Origin of the sequence: Bacillus cihuensis (assembly GCF_000504145.1) — a bacterium.
Classification (GTDB): domain Bacteria; phylum Bacillota; class Bacilli; order Bacillales; family DSM-1321; genus Peribacillus; species Peribacillus huizhouensis.
Genome location: NZ_KI632495.1, coordinates 481,439 through 499,715, shown reverse-complemented (window position 1 = coordinate 499,715; position 18,277 = coordinate 481,439). Strand labels below are relative to the sequence as shown.

13 protein-coding genes and 1 pseudogene are annotated in these 18,277 nt (G+C 34.4%); 4 read left to right on the top strand and 10 right to left on the bottom strand.

Annotation, left to right across the window (positions count from 1 at the left end):
* Nucleotides 1-116: 116 nt before the first annotated feature.
* A complete protein-coding gene (locus tag V179_RS0108215; RefSeq protein WP_051404889.1) occupies nt 117-1,481 on the top strand; it encodes a cytochrome P450 in 1,365 nt (454 codons plus the stop codon).
* Nucleotides 1,482-1,880: 399 nt separating this feature from the next.
* On the opposite strand, the gene V179_RS30995 is transcribed toward V179_RS0108215, so the two are convergent.
* Entirely contained in the window at nt 1,881-2,030 is a 150-nt protein-coding gene (locus V179_RS30995) for a hypothetical protein (protein ID WP_154663996.1), read from the bottom strand.
* 466 nt (nt 2,031-2,496) lie between these two features.
* On the bottom strand, nt 2,497-3,246 hold the full coding sequence (map, locus tag V179_RS0108205; protein ID WP_028391030.1) for a type I methionyl aminopeptidase: 750 nt from the start codon (nt 3,244-3,246) through the stop codon (nt 2,497-2,499).
* A 362-nt stretch (nt 3,247-3,608) separates the two neighbouring features.
* On the opposite strand from map, the pseudogene V179_RS27475 reads away from it, so the two are divergent.
* Nucleotides 3,609-3,811 (top strand): annotated as a pseudogene (locus V179_RS27475) (small, acid-soluble spore protein, alpha/beta type).
* Nucleotides 3,812-4,189: 378 nt separating this feature from the next.
* Here the strand turns inward: V179_RS27475 and V179_RS27470 are convergent.
* The 5 genes from V179_RS27470 to V179_RS0108175 form a co-directional block, all read right to left on the bottom strand.
* Nucleotides 4,190-5,308 (bottom strand): YkvI family membrane protein, encoded by a 1,119-nt coding sequence (locus tag V179_RS27470; protein ID WP_051404888.1) that lies wholly within the window; start codon nt 5,306-5,308, stop codon nt 4,190-4,192.
* Nucleotides 5,309-5,876: 568 nt separating this feature from the next.
* Entirely contained in the window at nt 5,877-7,247 is a 1,371-nt protein-coding gene (locus V179_RS0108190; RefSeq protein ID WP_200868664.1) for a sigma-54-dependent transcriptional regulator, read from the bottom strand.
* Complete coding sequence (locus V179_RS0108185) at nt 7,237-9,282, bottom strand: transporter substrate-binding domain-containing protein (protein WP_028391028.1); 2,046 nt, start codon at nt 9,280-9,282, stop codon at nt 7,237-7,239. Before V179_RS0108185 ends, V179_RS0108190 begins: the two co-directional genes overlap by 11 nt.
* A 1,626-nt stretch (nt 9,283-10,908) precedes the next feature.
* Complete coding sequence (locus V179_RS0108180) at nt 10,909-12,288, bottom strand: amino acid permease (protein ID WP_028391027.1); 1,380 nt, start codon at nt 12,286-12,288, stop codon at nt 10,909-10,911.
* Between the two features lie 523 nt (nt 12,289-12,811).
* Entirely contained in the window at nt 12,812-13,174 is a 363-nt protein-coding gene (locus V179_RS0108175; protein ID WP_268745202.1) for an alkaline phosphatase family protein, read from the bottom strand.
* 32 nt (nt 13,175-13,206) lie between these two features.
* Between V179_RS0108175 and V179_RS29860 the strand changes: the two genes are divergently transcribed.
* Nucleotides 13,207-13,431: a LysR substrate-binding domain-containing protein gene (locus tag V179_RS29860; RefSeq protein WP_084552409.1), complete on the top strand. Its 225-nt coding sequence runs from the start codon at nt 13,207-13,209 to the stop codon at nt 13,429-13,431.
* Nucleotides 13,432-13,991: 560 nt separating this feature from the next.
* Here V179_RS29860 and xylB read toward each other — a convergent pair.
* Nucleotides 13,992-15,491, bottom strand: a complete 1,500-nt coding sequence (xylB, locus tag V179_RS0108170) for a xylulokinase (RefSeq protein ID WP_028391025.1) — start codon at nt 15,489-15,491, stop codon at nt 13,992-13,994.
* Nucleotides 15,492-15,739: 248 nt separating this feature from the next.
* Nucleotides 15,740-16,486: an acetyltransferase gene (locus tag V179_RS27465; protein WP_152534711.1), complete on the bottom strand. Its 747-nt coding sequence runs from the start codon at nt 16,484-16,486 to the stop codon at nt 15,740-15,742.
* Nucleotides 16,487-16,801: 315 nt separating this feature from the next.
* Between V179_RS27465 and V179_RS0108160 the strand changes: the two genes are divergently transcribed.
* Nucleotides 16,802-17,305, top strand: coding sequence for a general stress protein (locus tag V179_RS0108160; protein WP_028391024.1), 504 nt, complete (start codon nt 16,802-16,804; stop codon nt 17,303-17,305).
* Between the two features lie 691 nt (nt 17,306-17,996).
* Here V179_RS0108160 and V179_RS30600 read toward each other — a convergent pair.
* On the bottom strand, nt 17,997-18,149 hold the full coding sequence (locus V179_RS30600) for a YfhD family protein (RefSeq protein WP_152534710.1): 153 nt from the start codon (nt 18,147-18,149) through the stop codon (nt 17,997-17,999).
* Nucleotides 18,150-18,277: the final 128 nt, after the last annotated feature.

The window sequence follows — 18,277 nt, the reverse complement described above, 5'->3', positions numbered from 1 at the left end:
TAGGGTATAGCCCATTTTCTTTATATAATCTGTGTACTCAACCGTAGTCCAAGCCAAAATTCATCGTTGTCATAGTATAAAAGGAGTATTCCATAAAAGGAGGATGAGACACCACAGTGACCGATTCAAATATTTCACCTAATATCCCACAAGGACCAAAAGGAAAACTACTTACTGGTCATATAAAGGATTTTCAAGCAGACCCGCTTGCTTATTTTACTCATTTATCAAACGAATATGGAGACGTTGCGAAAATTAAGTTTGGACCTTTTCAAAATGTTTATCTAATATCTAATCCAGATTTAATCAAAGAAGTACTTGTAACAAAACAAAAATCATTCATAAAATCAAAGGCCATGCATTCATTAGAAGACGTTATGGGCCAAGGCCTTTTTACGAGTGAAAAAGAATTTCATATGAGTCAACGAAGACTTATTCAGCCCGCTTTTAAAAGATCACATATCAATAGTTATGGCCAAGATATGATTGACATTACAACCGATTATCTTTCGACTTGGAAAAATGGAGAAGAACGAATAATTACACAGGATATGATGAGCATTACTCTCGGAATCATTTGTAAGACGATGTTCAGTATGGATTTAAAACAGGGATATGAGCTTCTTGGGAAATCGGTTGAAACTGTAATCAAAATGGCCGTCAAAAGGATGAGACCTATTGTTCGAATGCCATTATGGGTTCCAACTAAAAATAACCGTCAATATAAAAAGGTAATCCAAGAACTCGACCAAATAATCTATGGCATGATTGAAAAGCGTAGAGAAGATCCAGTGGGTCATAACGATATGCTTAGTATTCTTATGAATGCCAAAGATGATGAGAATAGATTAGGTATGACAAACAAGCAAGTACGTGATGAATTAATGACCACTTTCCTTGCCGGTCATGAGACAACCGCAAACGCGCTATCCTGGACCTTATATTTGCTTTCTCAGAATCCTGAAGTAGAAAAGAAACTTTTTGATGAAATAGATACTGTAATTGGTAGTCGTCCCCCCACTCCTGACGATTTCAAAAATTTAACATATACACAAAATATTATTTGGGAATCTCTGCGCGTATATCCCCCTTCTTTTATAGTCGAACGAGAAGTCGACGAAGATGTAATGATAGGAGGTTATCAATTTAAAAAAGGGGAAATGGTTATGGTATGTCAGTATGTGATGCACCGTAAACCGGAGTATTTTGACAATCCAGAGTCTTTTATTCCTGAGCGATTTGAAAATAACTTTATTAAAACAATTCCTGCATACGCTTATTTTCCGTTTGGAGGAGGTTCCAGAGTTTGTATCGGAAATCATTTTGCTTTGATGGAAGCGGTACTTGTCCTAGCTTGTATTGCTCAACGGTACAGACTAAAACTTGCGCCAGACCATCATGAAATAATCCCTATCCCAACTATTACACTCAGACCAAGGCGTGGATTGCGAATGGTAGTAGAAGAACGAAAATCAATTTGATATAAATAAACCATTCAACTACCGAGCCCCTCTATTTTATTAAAGATAATGAAAAACATCTTAGTAGCAGTAATCTTTCAAATTATTTCTTTGACCAATTAAAAGGCTGTCATGAAATGGACAGCCTTTTTTTGATAGGACTGCTTATTACTGTAATAAACTCAACACTTACAGCATAATTTCATTCCTACCATTTTACATCGAGCATAATCCATCATCTTTTAAAAATAAACTGAATTGAGGCTGTCCCAAACAACGGATCTGATCTCGCTCTTAATAAACAGTTTTTCGTGTTACATATATTGTTTTTAAAACTATTTATAAGTTTCCTCGTCTGACCTACCGTTTTTTTGGGACAACCATTTCACTAGCTAGCAGTAGTTTTATTCAAGTTTAACTCTAAAATACTTCGTGTTGAAATTCGCTTTCAGAATAATCGTCAAGCTCCCTTATATAGGCAAAGAAATTGGCGTATACAAGTGTTCCCATGCCTAGATATTCCGGTATAGGATCAATATGACTCTTACTCGTTGTAGATAGCATATACATAGTTCAGCCCTCCTTTTTGTTGGCAGAACCTTATCATATATGCCTTACTCTTATTAGCTCATAAATGAAAGGCAGCCCATTTAGTATTTAATCAAGTACATAACAGGTGTTTCTTAGTGTTTTATAGCCGTTTTAGAAGTTGTAGTCTATTATTTCATTTCTTCGTGTAAAGGCTTGCTAGTGTTATTATACGACCTCTGAATGACAACTTGTCCAACTCTAAATTCTAAAAATATTCGCTGCTAAGAACACCTCTACTAAAATATGTTTACTTATCGTATTGGATTGGACAACCGTCCTCATATTTAAAAGAAATCGAATCATACATGAACATAAATTGATTGTTTAGGTAAAAATCTTATGTAAAGCCTAAGTTCCTACTGGATGGATGCTAAAAACTTGCTTTTGAAAGTTATCCGCTAAAAAAATAAAAACGCGAAGGTATAATCCCCTCACGTTTTTCAGATTAATCTTGATCAGTTAAAATTACTGGCCCATCTTTTGTAATAACAATTGTGTGCTCATATTGAGCAGAAAGTTTGCCATCAGCTGTTCTTGCAGTCCAGCCATTGCTGTCCATTTTACAATGCCATGATCCAGCGTTTAGCATTGGTTCTATCGTGATGGTCATACCTTCCTTCAAACGGGTTCCTTTACCTGGTTTCCCGTAATGAAGCACAGTTGGCTCTTCATGCATCGTTTTCCCGATACCATGACCGGTAAAATCGCGTACAACAGAAAACTGTTCACCTTCTGCATACGACTGAATAGCATGACCGATATCCCCTAACCTATTTCCTACTACGGCCGCTTCAATCCCTTTATAAAGCGCTGTTTTTGTCACATCTAATAATTTTTGTGTTTCTTCAGATACTTCACCAACCGCATAAGTCCAAGCAGAGTCAGCTAATCCGCCATTCAATCGAACAACCATATCAACGGTAATGATATCACCGCTCTCTAACGGTTTATCTGTAGGAAAACCATGGCAAACTTCATCATTCACAGATGCACATGTTGCATACGGGTATCCTTGGTAGCCTTTTTGTTCCGGTGTAGCCCCATGATCAGCTAGGAATTTTTCAACAAATTTTTCAATATCCATAGGAGTTATGCCCGGTTTAATCATTTTAGCAATTTCTTTATGAGTAGCTGCTAATAACTTTCCAGCTTCATGCATTTTTTCTATTTCGCGTTCACTTTTTAATGTAATCATGATAATCCTCTTTCATATAAATTCGTATTTCCTTTGCCTCTTAGACAATTCTTCCCTATCATATGCCTTTTCCGCTATAAAATGCAACAAAAACCCGCCAAAAACAGCGGGTTAATAATTGAAGGGTCTCATCAAAATTTCTAACAGGCCGATGACAGACATTATTCTTTCGAATATACCACAGGTTATCTTCTCCTGTTTGATTAGAGTCTGTTCAAAATTAATTAGAATTTATTAGACAAACATTCACTCCTGTTAATTATGTAATTTCCTCTTCATACCTATACTTGGTTTCCAATCTTTTCTCCCTTCTGTAAGTCTTTATTAAAAACACCGTAATTTAAAATGCTTAGGAATTGTGCATCACGACTAGTAACAACAGTAATAATTTAGTTGTTCCGGAGTACAACAATCATTAGATCAAATGAAATATGAAATTGGACAAGAGCTCGGAGTTACATTAGGAGCTGAAACAACCTCACGCGTCAACAGATCTGTAGGTGATGAAATTACAAAACGGTTAGTACAAATGACTGAACAACAACTAGATGGATATAAAAGCTAATATTTAACTGATATTAAACGTAATAGATGAGTAGTAACTTTCTTTTAACCTGCTCTCTACTTATATATGTTCCTATAGTGACACTGATCTTATTCAGTAAATTTACTATTCCGAAAGACGAAGAAATAGGTCATTATTGGCCAAATTGTATGCCCCATTTTTACGCGTACCTCGACTGAACCCCTATAAACATCCGGAAATTTTACAACAATATATGCCTTGGTCAAAAATGAACCAAGCAGAATGTGGCAGATACAATGAAATAACCGTCTATCTGATAAAAAAATCATGATAGACGGTTATTTGTGGTGCGTACCGTGAAAGTGCGCTTATTTTTTATTTTGTGCTTACATTCCCCTTAACTTTAAACCAAATTACTTATGCTCCAAGTGACTTGTCGACAATGTTTTTATCCTTTTTAGCCTCGATAACATTTTTAATGCTTTTAATAATCATTAAAACTAGTAAGAGTACTCCTACATACCCGTTAATTACATAAACAATATTTATCAGCCTATCAAACGGTATATTTAATCCAACAAATAGTCCTATAACTGCTAGTATTAGCGTAACATATTTAAACTTACTACTCTTATCATCTGCAATCTTGGATGAAACTGTCCAAAGTAGTGGTACAGCTGTAGTGTAGATTCCACCTGCAACTGTCAACGAAAATAATATTGCTACACTAGGATGTATATTTCCTGCTAAAATTAATGTGGGTACTAAAGCCCCTTCGACTTGCTGAATATTCGCCATAAGTCCTATAGTTAGAACGATGACAGCTACTGAAAAACCAAGCGCTCCAAAAATTGCACCCAAAGATGCTGTTTTTTTGTTTACTGCTGTTGCTCCCATTGAAGACATAAATGCAGCTAGCCATAGCATACAAAATCCTACATAAGAAGCCGCTGCGAATATCCAATTGCTCGATGCCTTTAATAAATCTAAGTTAGGTATAATCTGAGTAGCGTTACCTAAACCAGAAGGATTCATAATAATTGCTGAAATTCCTAATAGTATAGCCATAACACATATTACTGGTCCGATCTTGCCGATAACATCAACTATTTTGTTAAGTCCCAATATTACCGTAACTCCTACAAGTACGGCCATTCCTATACCCCCAACTGAGATTGGAAGGTCATATTGCTGTTTTAGTGTGGCTCCTGCTCCTCCTATCATTACAATAAATGAAAGATAAATAAATAGTATTGAAAAGTAATCGAAAAATTTACCTATTGTCTTTCCGCAATAATATGTGTAAATATCATTGGGTTTCGGAAATTTACGCTCATACCCTGTTGTAATAAAACTAACTCCTACATACATAAAAAGGAGGAAAACGACTACTGCTCCAGCAACACCCATATATCCATATGCAACAAAATACTGCATGATTTCCTGTCCCGTTGCAAATCCTGATCCTATTAAAAATGCTATAAAAGCTCCGCTAAAAGCAATAACTTGTTTTAACTCTACTTTATTACGATCCATATTAATATCTCCTGTTCACATCATTTGATTGTTATTTACCGGCTTGTGCCGAGTATTGAATACTTAACCTGCTGCTTTCATACACATCCTGAGTTCTTTTCAATTTAAAACGCTTTCAAAATCAACTTCAACAATCCCTAATGACTGTCCAAATAATGAATTTTCAGTATTCCCATTCCTTCAATTTGCCCTAATAACTTTTCAACCTCCCTATGAATTGATATAAAAATGCGTGGTCTTAAACCACCGTCCTTAACCGGGATCTGCTTTTAGCCTTGTCTGTTTTTTAACCTTTTTTTAGTGTTTGTACTTCAGTGGGCTTTAGGCCAAATGGATTCCGCCTACTTTAGTAGATGGTTGATCAATAAATTTCCTCCTTTCTTATATACATGCAATTAGTATGCCAATTCTATGAAAATTGTAATTTGAAATCTTCTAGTAGCAGTATTTTCAATGAGTTAGACAACAAAAAAATCCGAAATGATTTATTATCATTTCGGATTTTTTCTAAATTGGAAATAAATTTCCCGAATAGAGTGAATTTTCTTTCCACTTAAGGCAATTTGACTCATTTTAGTCCATAATCAGAAACTTTGTTAAATAATTGTCTTCTGCTTATTGCCAAATGTCGTGCAGCTTCAGTTAAATTTCCTGAACAAGCATGTAAAACTTTTTGGATATACTCGATCTCAAAATCTTTTCTAATATCTTTGAGAGGTTTTATTTCAAAACCTCTGCTTTCATCAAGTTTCTTTTCATAATTTGTACATATAGGAAGAGTATCTTTTGTGATCACTCCATCTTCAGAAAGCACTACAAGCCTTTCTATTATGTTTTTTAACTCTCTGACGTTCCCAGGATAATCATATTGTAATAGAAAATTCTTTACTTCCGGCTCCATGTTAGAAATCTTTATCATCTGCTCTTTCTGTGCCTTTTTCATGAAAAAGGCAATAAGGCCTTCCAAATCTTCTTTTCTTGCTCGAAGAGGTGGTATTCTTATGACAATACTGCTTATCCTGTAGAAAAAGTCTTCTCTAAAATTTCCAAGCGTTATTTCTTCCTGAAGATTTTGATTTGTAGCACTGACTAGTCTGAAATCAAGTTTTATTGAAGCGTTACTACCAACTTTTTGTATACTCTTTGATTCAAGTACTCTTAAAAGCTTGACCTGGGTATCAAGGGATGTATCTCCTATTTCATCAAGAAAAAGAGTTCCTCCATCAGCAGTTTCGAATCTTCCAATTCTAGTTGTAGCCGCTCCAGTAAATGCTCCTTTTTCATGTCCAAAAAGCTCAGATTCCAAAAGACTTTCTGAAAATGAGTGACAGTTTATAGGAACAAACGAACCGGAGCTTCTTCTACTACTGTCATGTATGAATCTTGCAAACACTTCTTTACCTACACCCGATTCTCCGAGTATCAATATGTTCACATTACTTTTTGCTGCTTTTTGAGCAATTTCGAGAGTCTTTGCAAAAACCTTACTTTTTGTCTCTAGTAAAAATCCATTAACTTCTGAGAATTGCTTTTCATTATCTAAATTCTTTAAAACACCTTCTTCTTTCATGCTTTTTATGTTTTCAATTTCCTGAAGAAGATTTTCAGGATCATGTCCTTTTATAAAATAAGTTAAAGCCCCTTTTTTAATTGCCTCAACAGCATTTTCTATCGTTCCATAGCCTGTTATAATAATGACTTGTGTCTTTGGGTAATATTCTTTTATGTGTTTAAGCACTTGTATTCCATTTATAGTCGGCATCATAAGATCTGTAATGACTACGTCAAAACTATCATTTTTCATCATTTCGAATGCTTCTATTGGTGAATTGGATGTCTTAACGGCGTATCCGCTAGTACTCAGTATATGAAAAAGTGTTTGAGTATATTCAACTTCGTCGTCTAGAGTTAATATTTTTATTTGTTTTTTATTGATCAATAGATTCACCTTCTATACTCTTAGTATTTCCCCTTAATTCTCTAGTTTCTAACGGCAGACTCACCTTGAATGTCGTTCCTTTTCCATACGTGCTGTATACATTAACTTCTCCAGAACATTTTTTTACTTCGTTGTAAACTATATATAAACCAAGTCCCGTACCCTTTCCAGGCTCTTTCGTAGTAAAGAAGGGGTTGAAGGCGCTTTCAATATTTTCTTCCTTTATACCCGAACCAGTATCTGAAATTTCAATAACAACTTTCTCATTATATGTCATACATTTAACGTCTATCATGCCATTTTGTTCGATCGCATCAATTGAATTCGATATAAGATTAGTCATAATGTGCTTTAATGATTCCTGGTTTACAAAACACTCTGAATTTTCACTGCAAATCACGGAGCACTGTATTCCCTTATTCTGCATAGGTTTTGTATACAAGTTGAAAATTGACTGTATAAATTGTTTCATATTCGTTTTAATGACTGTGTTGGGACTAAGCCTTGAAAAGTTAAGCAAATTATCTATGATCCCACTTGCCCGCTTTACAGAACTTTCTATCGCTGCGATTGATCTTTGTGTAGTTTCTAAGTTCTCATCATTTGTCTTGATAATGTATGCATAATTTCTTATGATCCCAAGGGGGTTTCTAATTTCATGGGCTACGGCTGCTGCAAGTTGACCGATGGCAACCATCTTATCTTCGTGGAGAAGCATTTTTTCACTGACTTTTATCTTTGTAATGTCTTTAATAACTGTAAGCACTCTTTCTATATTCTCCGATCCTTCTCTTATCGGAAAAGTATTAATGCTATAAACGCTACCATTGCACTTGTATTCCTTGAATAGCCCATTTCCATTTTCAAAAGTATCCTTAATCATTCCCATTGCATAATCCCAGCATGGAAAATCTATTAACTCATTATAATTTTTGCCTATTAAATATTCCTTAGCCTTTCCAAACTTTTTGCCGAACGAGCGATTTGCTAGAATCACTTTTCCATTATTATCAATAACTACCAAATAATCTGTAAATCCATCTAAAGTTTCTATAAGGCTATTTCTGCTTAAATTAAGCTGTTTTGTCCTTATTTTGACCTCATTTTTTAGCTGTCTGTTCCAGCTGTAAAATATATAAGAAAGTAGTACTAAAATAGAAATAGATGAAAGGAATATGGAGATCATCTTTTCTTGTTTTTCATTTTTTGAGAGGGAGTACGCTCCAAACCACTTTTCTTGTATCTTTTGCATCGTATTTTTCTTATCAAGCTCTGTTATGCTCTTATTTAGTATGGAAATCATTTCTTTTTGAGACTTTGCAACAGCGAGTACAACATTTTCTTCATAAAGTGGTTTTTCAGAAAAGCTTATACCATTTTCAATAGATAATCTTGCAGCAATATATTTGATTACAGGCTCATCCCCTACTACTGCATCTACTTCTCCATTTTTAAGCTTTATTAAGGCTTCACTCATGTTGTTCGTTTGAACAATATCTGCCCCTTTAACATTTGTCATTAAAAACTCTACTGCATAGTCAGATCTTTGAACCGCAATCGTTTTATTTTCCAAATCCAAAACATTTGTTAATTCACTTTTCCCCTTTTTAAATGCTGCAGCTCCCCTTAACTTGTAGATTGGCTTTGAAAAATTGAAGCGGAGATTCCTTTTTGGAGATTCAATCATGTCAATATAATCTGCTTTTCCGCTTTTCACATTTTCGTATGCACCATTCCAAGTAGCTTCAGGTTTAAATTTCATTTTTGTTTCTAAGTTGATAGAAAGGGCACTCATATAGTCGACGATTACACCTTGGTATTGATTGTTCTCATCTATATACCTAAGAGGTGGAGAATTGTAATCAGAGCTATAGATGAAGCTACCGTGATTATCCAGCCAATGCTTTTCACTCTTTGACAGCCTTTGATCATCATTTATGAAAGCAAAAAGATCTGAATCGTATCTAAGATTCAAATAAGCATTTAGCAAAATAGTGATGATGATTAATAGGGCTACGACAGTCTTTTTATTCATTACACCATCTAACCTTCCATTGTCGTTACATCTGATCGAACCAAAGTAGATAAATAATAAAATTTATATGATCTAGAAACCATCCGAAAATTCAGATAATATTAGATGCTAAACATAGCATGAAAAACCACAATTCCTTCCCATTCCCTATCTTAAATCCCCTTATAGCAGTTATGACGGCCCTTTTGAAAAGATTTCCTTGAACAAATACATTTGGTGTACTTCTTTCAACCCATTAATTCCATACACTATCATTCGACAAATATTTTAATAATCCTTTTATAACTTTAAATTTTTGTTTACTCTATCTTTCAACGTATTTTATTTATGTAATCTTTTCTAGACTTTCTAGGTCCTATAATTACTCAAGTATATTTCTTGATTTAAAATATTTGATTGTAATTACATCAAAACATCACAATGAGCTCTACCACCTGAAGCAATGTATGTGTCCATTTTTGTAAACACTCATCTTCATTTAATTAAAAAATGAAACATATTATTCATGAACTGCAATTTCTAATTTATTAGAAATTCAGTGGACAAGTTGGATTGCTAATAATAGAGGGGCATGAAGCTACAACGGATCTTGATTTCAAACAAATACTTCTTCATAAAGCTTAATTGGAATTAAACAGAAAATAAAATGCTTCATCAGCTATTCAGAGTATGCTTACAAACTTTGAGATTATCACATCCCAGGCTGACATCAGAAAATTAACGAAGCAATTTACTGGATGTTTCGTGCTAAAATATCTGAATGAAACAAAAAATTCTCTCCTACTTTTATGGAGAGAATTTATCATCTATCCGTTTTACAAAAATCTAAAGCGGGGTGTATTCAATCCCTCTGCACCTTTTTATTTAAATGGATTATTTAGGTCTTGTAGCTCTTTTTTTCACACTTTCACCTATCTCACGAGAAAACTCTTCATTCACATGATCCGGTTCTATTTTTAAGTTTTTTGGGAGCCTGAGGTAATGAATTTTTCCTGCTAGATGATTTTCTATTGTTTGATCTTCCCTTAATATAGCCTCCTAACGAAATATAATCTTTTTGGTATGGCTATAAATCACATTTATATATCCTAAGATTTGTGTATAAGATAACATTTTCATCTTAAATTCAGTTTTAAGATAAAGATTTCACTTAATGGTTGGATTAACTAATGAAGAAAAGTATTCAAAAATAGGATCTTGGACAATAAATAGTAACTGTGCATTTATTATAGATAAAATTGGCCAATAATGATAATAGGCGATAATCTTTATTGTAGGAAAGCATCCGGTTGTTAAAAATCGAGTAATTTGAATAAAATAAGTAATTATTGATACATTGCGTTTTTTATAATGCTCTATTTATAGAATCTGTGTCGATTTAACGATTAGAGAGTAATTTAGATACTGACAACCACTTACTTCCACTGATGACGAGATATGATATAATGCCATGTCTAACAATGATTAGAGTTTAAACTTTAATATAAGGTAAAATAAATCTTTAAACATTGAAAATTCCCTGTCTTGAAATAAAAGACAAGGAATTTTTCAATAAGTATTATAAACTTATACAGCTGTTTAGATAATTAATAGTATCAAAGCGTGTAGATTTTTATCTGTTTTCTCTTAATGTTCCGCAACCTTATCATGCTTCACATGATTCACTTTCGATATCCGAATCTTATAAACCACAATTAGCATTATAAACCAAACAGGAGTTACGAATAAGGCTACACGAGTATCTTCTGCAAGTGCAAGCACGACAAGAACGAACGCTAAGAAAGTAAGAATTAAGTAATTGGAAAATGGATAAAGCGGCAATTTAAATTTGTTCACTTTCGCCAGTTCTGGTCTTGTTTTGCGATATTTTAAATGACTGATAACAGTAATTGCCCAAATAAAGATAAAACATACTGTAGAAATACTTGTAATTAGTGTGAATACTCCTTCTGGCATTACATAGTTAAGCACAACGGAAATTAGAATCACGACAGTTGAAAAGAACAATGCATTAGAAGGTACTTTACGAGCATCAAGTTTTGCAAATAGTACTGGTGCATTTTTATCTTTGGCAAGCGAGTATACCATTCTGCTTGTACTAAAAATGGCGCTATTACATGCCGAAGCAGCGGATGTTAGGACGACAAAATTGACAATACCAGCAGCTGCAGCAATACCAACTGCCACGAATACTTGGACGAACGGGCTTTCCGTTGGGACAATTGCGTTCCATGGATAAATACTCATAATGACAATAAGAGCGCCAATGTAGAAAATAATAATCCGAATCGGAATATTATTAATTGCTTTTGGGATAACTCTTTCTGGATCTTCTGTTTCACCTGCTGTAAGTCCTACTAGTTCAATGCCTACAAACGCAAATACGACCATTTGGAATGAAAGGATAAAGCCATTTATGCCATTTGGGAACATGCCGTCATGGCTCCATAAGTTTGTGAAACTGGCTGCGCCTGAATCAGTGGAAAAACCTTTAATAATCATAAAAATACCAATAACAATTAGTGCTAGTATCGCAATGACTTTAATTAATGCGAACCAAAATTCCATTTCACCAAAAAGTTTGACTGTTGCAAGATTCATTATTAGCAAAATGACAAGAGCAATTAATCCTGGCATCCACTGTGGTACATCAGGAAGCCAATATTGAGTGTAGAGACCAACTGCTGTTAAGTCGGCCATCGCGATTGAAATCCAGCAAAACCAGTACGTCCATCCAGTGATAAATGCTGCCATATTACCTAAATAGTCTCTTACAAAGTCAACAAAAGAATGATAACTTAAATTGCTTAAAAGTAATTCTCCAAGTGCCCGCATAAGTAAAAAGAGGATGACACCTGTAATCAAGTAAGCAAATAGAATCGATGGTCCTGCTAAATGAATAGATTTTCCTGCTCCAAGAAATAATCCCGTGCCGATTGCCCCACCAATAGCAATTAGTTGTACGTGTCGGTTTTTTAAACCTCTCGCCAATTTTTCTTCCTGCATACGATTTCCCACTCTCTAGTTTTAGGATGTTTGCAATTTTACGTTTTTAACATATTAATATTCTAATAAAAGTTTAACATATTATTAGTCAGTTCGACAAGAACAAAGTAAGCGTTTACATTCATAATAGAATAAATTTTCATATATTTTTGATAAATAGTATTTTTTCTAAACCTTTTCTAGGACTTCAGATACAGCTTCCTTACTTTTTTCTTCTAGTTATGCAAACGTAAAGCTAGAGCATTTAACGGATAAATAGAATTACAAGAATCCAGACATAGCTCTGGTTGTGGTAAATGGTGAAACTTTGATAGTGGTCTTCTTGGATAAAAAACCAGCATTACAAAAGGTACTAGGATTTTCAGTTTACTAAGATAAAGACAGATATCAATCATGCTCATTACCACTTCTAGCTAAAATTTAGTAGCTTCAACCTAACTAGATTTTAGTACATTCTCCTTTTGAAGGAGCAGATTAGCTCACCCAACTTATGTAATTTTAACAACCTTTGAACTGAATGCAATTATCGTCTAATTACCTTGTTTTTTACGTATCCCATTAACCTATGTAGTGTTCTCACAAATTCATTTCCAGTTAAATGCCCTAACCCCCCATGGGCACAATCCAATTCATTGTATTGCAAGATTCTATCTCTTCGAATACTAGGACCAGAAATGACGACAGGCACGGGTTCACCTGTATGCTCTCCTATTTCACATGGTGTAGAATGATCAGCTGCTAAAGCCATATACACATTTTCAGGTAGCTGCTTAGCAATAAGCCCAACCATTTGATCGAACATTTCTATTGCTTTAACTTTCTCAAACGGGTCATTATCGTGACCTTTCACATCAGGTGCCTTAACATGAACATACACCATATCAATTTCCTCAAGAGCCAGCTTCCGTTCTCAAAAACATTTGGAGATTAGTAGCCATTAAACAAGGGGTTATACAAGGACTCGGAGTATCAATTGTCTCCAGCTTTGCAATTAAACTGGAGATCGAAACAGGATTATTAATAGCTGTCCCTATTGAAGGGGTAAAATTTCATAGGGGAATTAGGTACGTTTATCATCGCAGTTCACATCTTTCACCCGCAGCGATTCAATTTATCTCTATGTTGAATCTAGAGTCTATATAAGTCTAAAATAAACATTTTTTCTATAGTACCTACACTACCTGTTTAGGATTTTCAAGTAAGTTTTACATTTCCGTTTGTTCAACCAAATAACAACTTCATGATGTGATTTTTACTGCTATCTATAAACAATTCACTAGCCAAAATAAAAAAAATCCTACAAGTAATAGTAGGATTTTTTTATTTTGGCTTTATTTTCCAGAGAAGTCTTTTCTCACATTCATGACTCCCTTTTGCTTATAGATTCAATGAAGCGGAGATTCTATCATGTCAAGGTAAGCGGCTTTTCCATATACTACATCATCGTATGCCTCTATTCCCAGCAGGTTCAGTTTTAAATTTTATTTTTTGGCTAAGTTGATTGAAAGAATTCTAAAATAATCGATGATTATTCCTTAGTACTGACTGTTCTCATCGTTATACTTAAATAGGTGGAATTGTAATGGACCTTTATATTAACCCTATCATTCGACAATTATTTTAAAGATCCTATTGTTACGTTAATTATTATGTGGATACTAGCATTCTATTAATATATTTTTTACTTGCTTGGTGATAAATACTTAACTAAAATCCGAAAGGTGATGAAATAGCTCCTTATTCTGTTGGTAAGCCATTTTGTAATATTGATACATGTCGTTGTACTTACGAGCATCTTCTGGATGTGGAACGACAGGTTCATCACTAATTTGGATAATTGCTTGACACGCTTCTTGAATTGATGGATAAGCTTGAACACCAACTCCTGCCATGATTGCTGCACCTACACATGCTTGTTCTTCTTGACTTACTTTGTAAATTTCTTGATTTAATATATTAGCTTGTATTTGCAACCAAACATCACTTCGTGCCCCACCACCAGAAGCAATAAAGGTATCCATTTTTGTATTGAGACTTTTGATGATTTCTACTGAATCTTTTAAAGCAAATACTACTCCTTCCATCACTGCGCGGATAAGATTGGCCCGAGAATGATTTAATACTAAGCCAATGAATGTTCCCCGCGCAGAAGAATCCATATGAGGAGTTCGTTCCCCTGTCAAATATGGCAAAAATAACAATCCTTCACTTCCAGGTTTGACACTTTTCGCTAACTCATTAATTTCATGATAAGGCATATTCGATAGGATTTTTTCATTCAACCAGCTTAAAGATAATCCAGCAGCTAAGCTCGCCCCCATAATATTCCAAGTTCCCGGGACGGCATTACAGAAAGTATGGGTTCTCATTTGTTTATCATATTTAGGTTCAGAGATCACTGAAAAAACTTGTCCACCGGTGCCAATTGTTAAAGAAACTTGACCTGCCTCTACAATGCCGTTTCCCACCGATTGCATTGGCTGATCTCCTCCTCCATACACGACAGGCGTACCTCTGTATAACCCCGTCTCTTTGGAAGCTTTTTCTGTTATTTCTCCAGCAATATCAAACGGATTGTTTACATTTGGATAGAAATCACGATTCAACCCTATAGTCGAAATTAATTTGTCCGACCAAACTAAATTTCTCGTATCAAACGCTAGTGTTGCAGATGCATCTGTCACATCCGTCCCTATTTCCCCCGTCAACATTAGTCGAATATAGTCTTTTGGCAGCAGTACTTTATAAATTCTTTCATATGTCTCTGGTTCGTTTTGCTTAACCCATAGCAAGGAAGGAGTTTGGAATCCCGTAGATAATGGATTTAAAGTGATTTCCCCTACATAATTTTTCCCTAACAACTCATAGATCGAGTCTACCTCCCGCTGTGTTCTTTGATCTGACCATATAATAGCTGGACGAATTACTTGTAACTGTTTATCGATAAGCACCATACCATGCATTTGACCAGAAAATCCTATCCCTTTTAACTCTTGCGATTGAATATGAGCATTGTTTAATGCCTCCTTGATCGACTGTACAGTGGACTTCCACCATCTTTTTGGATCTTGTTCCGCATATCCTTTATTTGGAATATTTATATCATAGAACGCTTGAGCAGAACTTTTCATATTTCCATCGATATCGATTATGACCGTTTTTACACTGGATGTACCCAAATCTATTCCCATTAAATAACTCATTTTATACCATCACTCCCAATCCAATAAATAAAGCAAGGCCCCCTTTCAATTAGCAGGTACCATTTTACTGTTAACAAAATAACGTCGAGCTTTTAGTGATTCCATTTAAAAATTACCTAAAGATTTAGGAATAACAATTGCATTACAGGCTTATTCGTAAAATTCAAGAGGTCCAGTTTCTCCTATAACTGAATACTCATAGCCTTTTTCTTTCATCTCACTTAAACAATAGTGAAGCAAAGTATACCCTATACCATGAATACGCTTTGATACGGATGTACCCATTGGACCAAATAATCCTTTTTTCTTCGGACAACATCAAAGCAAGCGAACCCAACAATCATTCCATTTTCATCAGCAACATAAATTGGAATATCTTCTTCTTGAAATCCATTTTCAATAGCTGCTAACCATCTATTTCCAAATTCCTTTTTCACAAAAAGTTCTAATGCTGCTGCATCATCCTGTTCTGCTTTTCTATAAATGACTTCACTGGGAGCAATTTCAGGAAAGGTATAATTTTTCAATGAATCAATCATATCCCTCTGGGAAGATATGATGTCAAGAATCTTTGAAACATCCAATCCCTCTATAATTGAATTTGTCGCAGGATCTTTTAAATCCAAAAGAGCTTTTATTAATATTCCTTCATTTATATAAACCTGATTGAATCGTTTCATCCGCCTATATGCATTCTCCAATACCTGTTTAGTTGTTAGAGAAATATTCATGCTAATAGGATGAAATAGAATACCTTGTTCATCAAAATCAAAATTCATATTTTTTGCTCGTTCAATTAAAACATCAAAAAGATATGGATAATTAATAAACAGTTCTGCACAAACACCCGTCCTCTCAAGTGATGTGCCTATTAACAAATGAATTGGATAGACAATTTTGTTTGTTTTTTTAGCTTCTAGTTCTGCAAAATTAATTATTCTTAATGAGCGGTCAAATAACTTAAAATTAGTTAAATCTGCCTCAACAAGCATCATAAATTCACCACACCACTATAATGTTTATTTATAAATTCGTGACATATATAAATATTCCTTTTAAGATAAAGTCTTTTCGGGATTCCGTCCTCAATTACTTGCCCTAATAGTTAGATAAATTGAGCAAAGTTTAACAGAATTTTATACATAATCAACATTGATCCATTCACCTTATTCGGCTTACTCATCAGTGTGCTTTCACCATTTTCTTTTCGACTAATACGCATCATCATGTTACATTTTTTGATTTTTCTGGTTTTATAAACTTAGTGGTGGGTATTCACAGTATAAACAGAAGATTGGAGGAGGATAAAAATGAGAAGAAAAGTATATGGGATTTTAAATTCGGATGAAGAAGTAGTAAAGGCAATTAATGAACTGAAGTCAAAAGGGTATGCTGGAAACGAAATTCTGGTTGTGGCAGATAAAGAAGATCAATTGAACTTTGTCACTAACAATCTGACAACAGATGTGAATGTTGTAGCGGACGAGCATCGAGGCAAATCATGGATGGCAAAAGTAAAGAATTTCTTTATAGGAGAAGATGAAGATGATTCGCTAACAGAGCAACTTGTCACTTTAGGTTTAACTGATCGAGATGCAGCTGATTATTCGGTTAATGTAATAGCTGGGGAAATTTTGGTCCTTATCGAAGAAAACAATGAAATTGGCAACGGGATAAATCAATCGCATTCAACCAATCATCAAATTGGTCCATCAGGTGAAATTCTTGATGAGCCGAGTAAATTAAAGGAGCCTGAATTTCATGGAACAGTACGACAAGGTGATATCAGGGGTGCTGAATTTAATCGAAAATAAACTAATAAATAGCTAGAAAATGAGGGACGGAGGTTTACACCTCCTCCTCTCACATTTATTGTGAGTGAATATGTAACTCTAAAAAATTTCATCGAATTATTCTTTTAAATAAGGGAACATCCTCCTTTGCTGCTCCCCAACAATGAACGTTTTGATATTTGAATCCCATTTTTTAAGCATATCAGTTAGTAGAGTCTCCTCTAAGGAAAGACTTCAATTTTTCGTTATCGCATTATGTTACTGATCCTCTAATAGGGAAGATTATAAGTATACAATTTTTGGTTGTTTCTTCAAATAATTAAGGTACTAAACCTTCCCTTTGTACTCTTTTACCTCACTATCATCCCATTTCAAAAGACGAGCTATCGCCTTGCATTGGCTTTCTCGTTGGGAAGTCCTGTAAAAAATCTCGCTTACAATAAAAATACACATTTCGCATTTGTACGAATATCGAGGCGATAGCATTGCTGTAACATCCATCTTTGCAATCTTTCTCACAAAAAACAGACTTGGATCGGCTATTGGTTTTTAGCTAGATCAACAAATATAATACAATAAATTCTAATAAAAAATTCTCTCCTACTTTATGGAGAGAATTTTTTATTAGAATTTTATCAACTCAAGATCGATTTCACAGCCTATCTGTTTTACTAAAATCTAAAGCAGAATGTCTCCAGTCCGTCATTACGTTTTATTTAGGTCTCGTAGCTCTTATTTTCACACTTTCACCTATCTCACGAGAAAACTCTTCGTTCACATGCTCCGGTTCTATTTTTAAGTTTTTGGGAGTTTGAGGTAATGATTTTTTTCTGCTAGATGATTTTTGATTGTTTGATCTTCCCATAAAATAACCTCCTAACGAAATTTTAATCTATATTAGTATGGCTATAAATCACATTTATATATCCTAAGATTTGTTTATAAGAAAATATTTCCAAAAATAATATTAGTTTTAAGACCTATCATTTTTAA